The sequence below is a fragment of the Streptomyces sp. NPDC055099 genome (genome assembly GCF_053607685.1).
This window is the reverse complement of record NZ_JBSGUA010000039.1, coordinates 28751-34975: the sequence shown is the minus strand read 5'-3', so window position 1 is coordinate 34975 and position 6225 is coordinate 28751. Positions and strand designations below refer to the sequence as shown.

Here is a 6225-nt window from a genome sequence, read left to right as displayed (position 1 = left end):
GGCGAGCGGCGAGTTCGTGCTGTTCCAGCAGTCCGACGACCGACGGCATCTGCAGCCTCCCGAGGAGCGACGACACGGCACGTCACCACTCCCACCGAATCACCGGACCTATGCCTGACCAGCGAAAACGCTGCCTTGAGATTCGGAACAACAACAGCCACTCAGTGCCTGGGGCGCAGGCTGGTTCGAGGCGTGTGAGGTAAGTCCGCCTCAGTGCACTGTGCCTGACAGATATCTACGGGTTGTTCAGGCATGTACCGCACGTGCGCATCACGGGAGTCGGTCCCCGGCGCGGCCCGTCATCGTAGAGCCTGAACCGTTCGCGTCTCCCACGCGTCCATGCGGGCAAATCCGAGACCGTGGAGCCGCCGCGCCATGAGCACATCCGAACCGCCAACCTGGCCGCACTGCGCCCACGGTGCCGACCCTGCTGCCAACCCCGTCGGCTGTCGCGGCATCTACGTCCCCGGACACACCGCGTGCCTCGCCCACCTGACCGACGTTGACCGTGACGCCTACCTGGCAGGCCTGACTCCCGGCACCAGCATCGACCACCGGGGCACCACCTTCACTGATTCGCTCTTCCTCGCCTTACGCGCCGCTCTCTGTGACCCTGCAACCGGTGTCGTCCGCCTGGGCGACGCCGGATTCGAGTCGGCGACCTTCGAGGGCGGCGCCGACTTCGGGTCGGCGACCTTCGAGGGCGGCGCCGACTTCGGGTCGGCGACCTTCGAGGGCGGCGCCGACTTCGGGTCGGCGACCTTCGAGGGCGGCGCCAGGTTCGGGTCGGCGACCTTCAAGGACCACACCGCATTCAGAGCAGCGACCGTCGAGGGCGGCGCCAGGTTCGGGTCGGCGACCTTCGAGGGCGACGCCGGGTTCCTGGTGGCGACCTTCGAGAGCTACGCCGACTTCAGGGCATCGATCTTCGAGGGCGACGCCGTGTTCGGGGCAGCGACCTTCGAGAGCTACGCCGAGTTCAGGTCAGCGACCTTCGAGAGCGACGCCGACTTCGAGTCGGCGACCTTCAAGACGATGCCGTGTTCGGGGCGGCAATCTTCGAGAGCGACGCCGGGTTCGGATCGGCGACCTTCGTGGAGGCCGACCGCTTCGGGCCTCTGGTGTGTGCCGGACGGATTGTGCTGTCTGGTGCAGTGTTCGGTGGCCCGGTGACCCTGTCGTTCGCCGCACGCCGTCTGGAGTGCCGCCGGACTCGCTGGTCGGCCACGGCCGAGATACGCCTGCGCTACGCCACGGTCGGTTTCGCTCACGCGGTGTTCGAGTACCCCCTCACGATCGCCGCCGAGCCGGACCCGTTCGTGCTCGCCGACGGCTCCGAGCTGGCGGATACTGCCCTCGCGAGCGCGTCCGGTCCGGATGTGAGGCTGGCGTCGCTGCGCGGAGTGGATGCGGCCCACCTGGTCCTGGCCGACGTTGACCTGTCGGGCTGCCTATTCGCCGGCACCGTACACCTGGACCAGCTACGCCTGGAAGGGGCTTGCACTTTCGACACGACTCCGCCCGCCGTGCGCTGGCGGCGCTGGCCGCCCGTGCGGTTCACCGAGCGCCGCGTCCTGGCAGAGGAACACCACTGGCGCGCCAGCCAGCCGCGATCAGTGCGGGGCTGGAACGTGGCAGTCTTCGGCGCCGGGCGGTCGGGCCCGTTGCAACTGGCTCCGGTGTACCGGGCTCTGCGCAAAGCCTTCGAGGATGCAAAGCACGAGCCGGGGGCCGCGGACTTCTATTACGGGGAGATGGAGATGCGCCGCCACGCCGACGACATCCCCTCCAGTGAACGGGGGCTGCTGAGCGCGTACTGGGCGCTGTCCGGCTATGGCCTGCGCGCCTCCCGGGCCCTGGCCTGGCTCGGTGCCGCCGTGCTCCTCACCATCGTCCTGCTATTGGCTTTCGGTCTCGCCCAGGACACCCCTAAGCAGACCGCGACCGGTACCGTCCCGGCCGGCGGGGGCAAGGTCACCTTCGAGATCGACAAGGACGACCCAAAAAAACCCCACCGGCAACCTTTTCACCGGCGAGCGCTTCGAGAAGGCCCTGAACGTCACCCTCAACTCGGTGGTTTTCCGCTCCTCCGGCCAGGACCTGACCACCGCCGGCACCTACATCGAGATGACCTCACGCCTGACCGAACCCGTCCTGTTGGGCTTGGCCGTCCTAGCCGTCCGCAACCGAGTCAAACGCTGACCGGCCTGCCCTGCTCGACCGAGCAGAAGCCCTGTGAGCACGGTGACCGGTGGTTTCACGCTAGAGCCCTCAGACGGCATTTCGCATCACAAGGCGCACCTTGACGTTGCGCTGACCTGCGAGCTTACCGATGTCGCCAGCGGTATCTGCCTGGAGCAGGGAGATGGCAGGTGTCGCAGTAGTGCCTTCATCTGGTTCACCGCCGACGGGTGGATAGGTGATTGAGTGCAGGGAGAGGACCCCACGAGCGTCGGGCGCGCGTCCGACCGCCTTTGTTGTGCAGGGGTTTCAAGTGATCCCCGCCCAGGTGGGTTCGGGAGCTCTCAGCGCCCGCCGCTGCCGGAATCGCAGGGGTCTGTCTTCGTCGACATCATGCAGGCCTGGTTCGACTTCGGCTGGTTCGACTGCGCCGGTCCATTGCCTGCCATGAGTGAACCTCCAATCTGCCCACAGTGAGCACGGGGCGCCAACTAGGGTGCGAGCGTGGATTTTTCGGGGGCTTCGGGACTCTGGACCGTCGGGTCATTCCTGCTCGGGCAGAGCGTGATTTTCGGCGGCGTAGTGCTCAACAACAGGGCGCAAGCGCGTAGGGAACGTTCGGCCCGCGAGGCTGATCGGCAACGGATGCTTGCAGATCGGCGAGACACCTTCGAACTTGACCATCTGCAGCAACTACACGCCGCGATCTCGGATCTGCTCGTGGCCGCGGAGGCGAGCATCACTCAATGGATTCGCTGGCACGGTTGCTGCGCCCGGCAGGCACAGCAATCGGGCGCACGGGATGACGAACTTGAACGCCAGACGCGGGAGATCAAGGACCGCGCACAAGAGTTGGAGCGGGCTGCCGATGGGCACGCCGAGAGCGTGAGTCGGCTTGCGTCGCTCGTGATACCCGACCGCCTGCGTTCCAGCGCGTACAGCGCTTACGACGAATACGACCAAATGGGCGTAATCTTCAGCGAAGGGGGGGCTGACGATGGTGAGCGGGCATTGCCCGAGATGGTCGCTGCGCTGAAAGAGGCGCGCCGTGATGTGGCCGAGCGAATCAGGGAAATCTACCTGGCACAGGATGCGGAAGTTGGCACCGCAGCAGCTCGTCGACCAGGGCCTGCAGGTCGCGCAGACGGTCAGCGGGCGCCCCGAACGCCCGCCCTGTGACCGCGATGTACCGCCCGCTGCCGTACAGCTCGACCGAGCCACCGCCGACTGTGATGCGTCTGCCCTGCGGTAGCGAACCGTGCCCCCACAAGTGCAGGCCGTCGCCGGAGGCCGAGACTTCGACCCATGTGTCGCCCGCCGCGTCGAGTACGCCCTGCGCCCAACCTGCGACCGTGCCCACCGTCGAGGACGAACCCGGGCCCGGCACCTGCCGAGGACTTCGCGGCGTTGCGTAGCGCGACCAGGTCGACGGGTCCGTGCTGCTCGACGCGGCGCCGTCGACGGTCACCGGGACTTCTCGCGAGGTGCGCCGGTGGCCGTGGAGTGCCCGTGTGCCGCGTGGCCCATGCAAATGCTGCGCTGCACCTGCAACGCGATCATGCTTCCACCGACGACCACGCCCCCGTCCCTGATAGCCATCGAGCAGCAGCCCGCTGCTGCACTACGGCAAGAAACACGACCAGGAGCAGCGGCATCCCGTATCCGCAGGCCCACGCCTGACGCCTCGCACCGCGCCTGGGCAGACAGGCTGTGTGCCACATCGGAGCAGCCGGGGCTGGTGAGCTACAGGACAGTGCTGATGTCTCGTGACAGTGAAACTGGACTGTCTGCCGACCGAGCCGGACCACCCAGTACTAGCGTCCGGGCCATGGCTGAGGAGCACAGGACGTTCTGCACCCCCGGAAACCCGGGCACCATCGGGTGTCATAACTGCACGTGGACACAGGCGATCGATGAGGATCTTCACGAAGAAGCAGTCGACCTGTTGCTGCAGTGGCACATCGTGAATCCGACGCATCAGGTCAACCACTTGGCCGGGCCGAGGCCGGGCCAGCGTCTCGCGGTGCCGTCGTACGTGGAGTGGTTCGACAATCAGGGCCTCCTGGCGGTGCAGGACATGCGGACAGGCCGGTATTGCCTGGCCTACAACCACCAGTGCCTTGCCGTCTTCCGCTCAGTCGCCAGGGACGGAACCCTCGAAGGCGCGGTCGAGGACGAATCGCGGCGTAGTGACGTCCATAGGGCGCAGATGCGTCCCGAGATCGAGTATCTGGCCCGCAGCCAGTACTGCAAGGGACTGCTGCGGCCGGCCGCCGTTACCGGTTGAAGCTCACCATCGTCCTGCGCACCGGCGGACCGCGGCCGGGGCGCGTACGGAAGTGCGGGCGCGAACCCGCCTCATAGCCCCTCAACCTTATGGTCAACGCGTCTACCTGGGGAAACAGGCTCTGAGGCTGTCAGACCTCACAGCGTGACGGCGCGTATCTGCGGTGCAGATGTTGTCGCCCCCTGGTGGTGGCGAGCGGTTACGCGTCGCCATCTCGGCGGCAACTGGTTGGATACGCCCTCGCGGACCGCACGTTCGCGGCACACTCACCCACCAGCGTGCGTGGACGAGGGGAAGTGTGGTGCCCAAGAAGATCACCCCGGACGGCACGTACGACGCGAGAGCGACACGGTCCGGGTCGGGCGGGACGACCTGGAGCGGCTGATGCTGCTCCAGCCACAATGCGGCCAAGCCGCCAAACCGCGAGTTGCCATGAAACAGCATTAAACGCCCAGTCAGTCGTGCATGCCGATGTCTGCCCGCTGATCGTCTGCCAGGTTGATCAGGGCGAGCACCGCGGCGTGGCGTTCCTCCTCGACGACTAGCCGCTGGGTCGTGCCCGGCTCGGTATCGTCCTGGTAGAGGCTGTGCTGACGCTCCGTCCAGTCGCGCAGGATGGCGCGGGCCTCGTCCGGTGTGGTGTCGATCGCGGCTGCGACCTCGGACCAGGTGGCCCCGAGCAGGACGGCCTCACGGATGTCGCCCGCGCGGCGGGCAGCGAGGTCGCGCCGGATCGACTCCGACAAGGCGAGCACGGCCAACACGTCGCCCACACCTCCACGCTCAACCGGGTCCGGGAAGTCCGCAGGCAGAGTGCTGTTCATCAGCCGCTCGACGTGCCCGACGCGCTTCTCCATCTGCCAGGTAAGCGGGACCCGTCGACCAGAGGTCATGCGGACGTCGTCCGGGCAGCGGACAACAAGGTCGTTCCAAAGCTCGTACTCAGGTGTGGTCATGCGCCCCCCCGTAGGCGGCCGGGCCCGAGGGCGTCGGCTCTGTAAAGGAATCGTCTCTTGATGCCCAGCATTGTTTGTTTGCCTTGACTCTCTGACGCACTCCGGAGAGATAACTCGAGGTTGGTGCCGGGTCGAGGCAAGGTGTTGCCTACCGCGTGGGTCCTGGCGCCAAGTGACGGTCGACGCCGACCGCTAACCCCTCCGGCCCCACCGGCGGCGGACCGGCTGTCACACCACAAACGGCACCATATGCGCGGCGAGGCGCACTGCTTGTGTGCCGCTCCGAGCGGCCCAATCAGGAGGAGGCGCATTGGTGTGCCCCTTCGTCAGGCACTTTCATGCCTTGCGGATTCGCTGAGTACAACGGAAGCGGGAGCCTGGTAGGGCTGGGCTGACTCATCAGTATGAGTAGCGCGATCGACACGCGGCTAAACCCAGCGCATAAAGGCCTTGGGAGACCACGTTTCGAGCCTCGCGGTTAGCGGCGCCGGCGTTGAGTGAGGCCCTGCGTTCGTCCCTCCAGCCGAGGCGACCGGGTCTGCCGACGAGCAGTTCCCAGCTGGCGATCTTCATGCCTTCTTGCTCGCAGTTCATACGGAAGTTCAGCACCAGGCCTCCTGGTCCGCCGGCCACGACTTGGGGAGGCAGATCGCCTGCTGCGTCGGGCAGCTCGTGAAGCGTTTCGTAGCCTCGACCCTGGAGCTCGAGGGCAACGGCGTGGACCAGCTTCGCGTTCTCGTCGTCGAGCAGGCTGGGCCTTGCCGCGGCCCATGGGGGGGCGGGGGGAAGGAACTCCATGGT

General features: G+C 66.7%; 6 protein-coding genes. 4 read left to right on the top strand and 2 right to left on the bottom strand.

The genetic code is table 11. From position 1 onward, the window contains the following. The first annotated feature begins 375 nt into the window (after positions 1 to 375). The 4 genes from ACWFRU_RS41140 to ACWFRU_RS41125 all read left to right on the top strand — a co-directional run bounded on the left by ACWFRU_RS41140 (position 376) and on the right by ACWFRU_RS41125 (position 4468). Positions 376 to 1173, top strand: coding sequence for a pentapeptide repeat-containing protein (locus ACWFRU_RS41140; protein WP_453693808.1), 798 nt, complete (start codon positions 376 to 378; stop codon positions 1171 to 1173). Beyond that, positions 1170 to 2306: a hypothetical protein gene (locus ACWFRU_RS41135; protein ID WP_453693806.1), complete on the top strand. Its 1137-nt coding sequence runs from the start codon at positions 1170 to 1172 to the stop codon at positions 2304 to 2306. The genes ACWFRU_RS41140 and ACWFRU_RS41135 overlap by 4 nt, the downstream gene beginning before the upstream one ends. Before the next feature lie 379 nt (positions 2307 to 2685). Beyond that, positions 2686 to 3360, top strand: a complete 675-nt coding sequence (locus tag ACWFRU_RS41130; protein WP_453693804.1) for a hypothetical protein — start codon at positions 2686 to 2688, stop codon at positions 3358 to 3360. A gap of 649 nt (positions 3361 to 4009) precedes the next feature. Next, positions 4010 to 4468, top strand: coding sequence for a hypothetical protein (locus ACWFRU_RS41125; protein WP_453693802.1), 459 nt, complete (start codon positions 4010 to 4012; stop codon positions 4466 to 4468). A gap of 455 nt (positions 4469 to 4923) precedes the next feature. On the opposite strand, the gene ACWFRU_RS41120 is transcribed toward ACWFRU_RS41125, so the two are convergent. Both ACWFRU_RS41120 and ACWFRU_RS41115 read right to left on the bottom strand, forming a co-directional pair. Continuing rightward, positions 4924 to 5424 carry a hypothetical protein gene (locus ACWFRU_RS41120; RefSeq protein ID WP_453693800.1) on the bottom strand — a complete coding sequence of 167 codons (501 nt, stop codon included), beginning with the start codon at positions 5422 to 5424 and terminating at the stop codon, positions 4924 to 4926. 399 nt (positions 5425 to 5823) lie between these two features. After that, positions 5824 to 6222, bottom strand: a complete 399-nt coding sequence (locus ACWFRU_RS41115; protein ID WP_453693798.1) for a hypothetical protein — start codon at positions 6220 to 6222, stop codon at positions 5824 to 5826. Positions 6223 to 6225: the final 3 nt, after the last annotated feature.

What these genes read in the sequence shown, in the direction of transcription:
- ACWFRU_RS41140 (WP_453693808.1), top strand. Translation starts at nt 376, where the DNA reads ATGAGCACATCCGAACCGCCAACCTGGCCGCACTGCGCCCACGGTGCC.
- ACWFRU_RS41125 (WP_453693802.1), top strand. Translation starts at nt 4,010, where the DNA reads ATGGCTGAGGAGCACAGGACGTTCTGCACCCCCGGAAACCCGGGCACC.
- ACWFRU_RS41120 (WP_453693800.1), bottom strand. Translation starts at nt 5,424, where the DNA reads ATGACCACACCTGAGTACGAGCTTTGGAACGACCTTGTTGTCCGCTGC.
- ACWFRU_RS41115 (WP_453693798.1), bottom strand. Translation starts at nt 6,222, where the DNA reads ATGGAGTTCCTTCCCCCCGCCCCCCCATGGGCCGCGGCAAGGCCCAGC.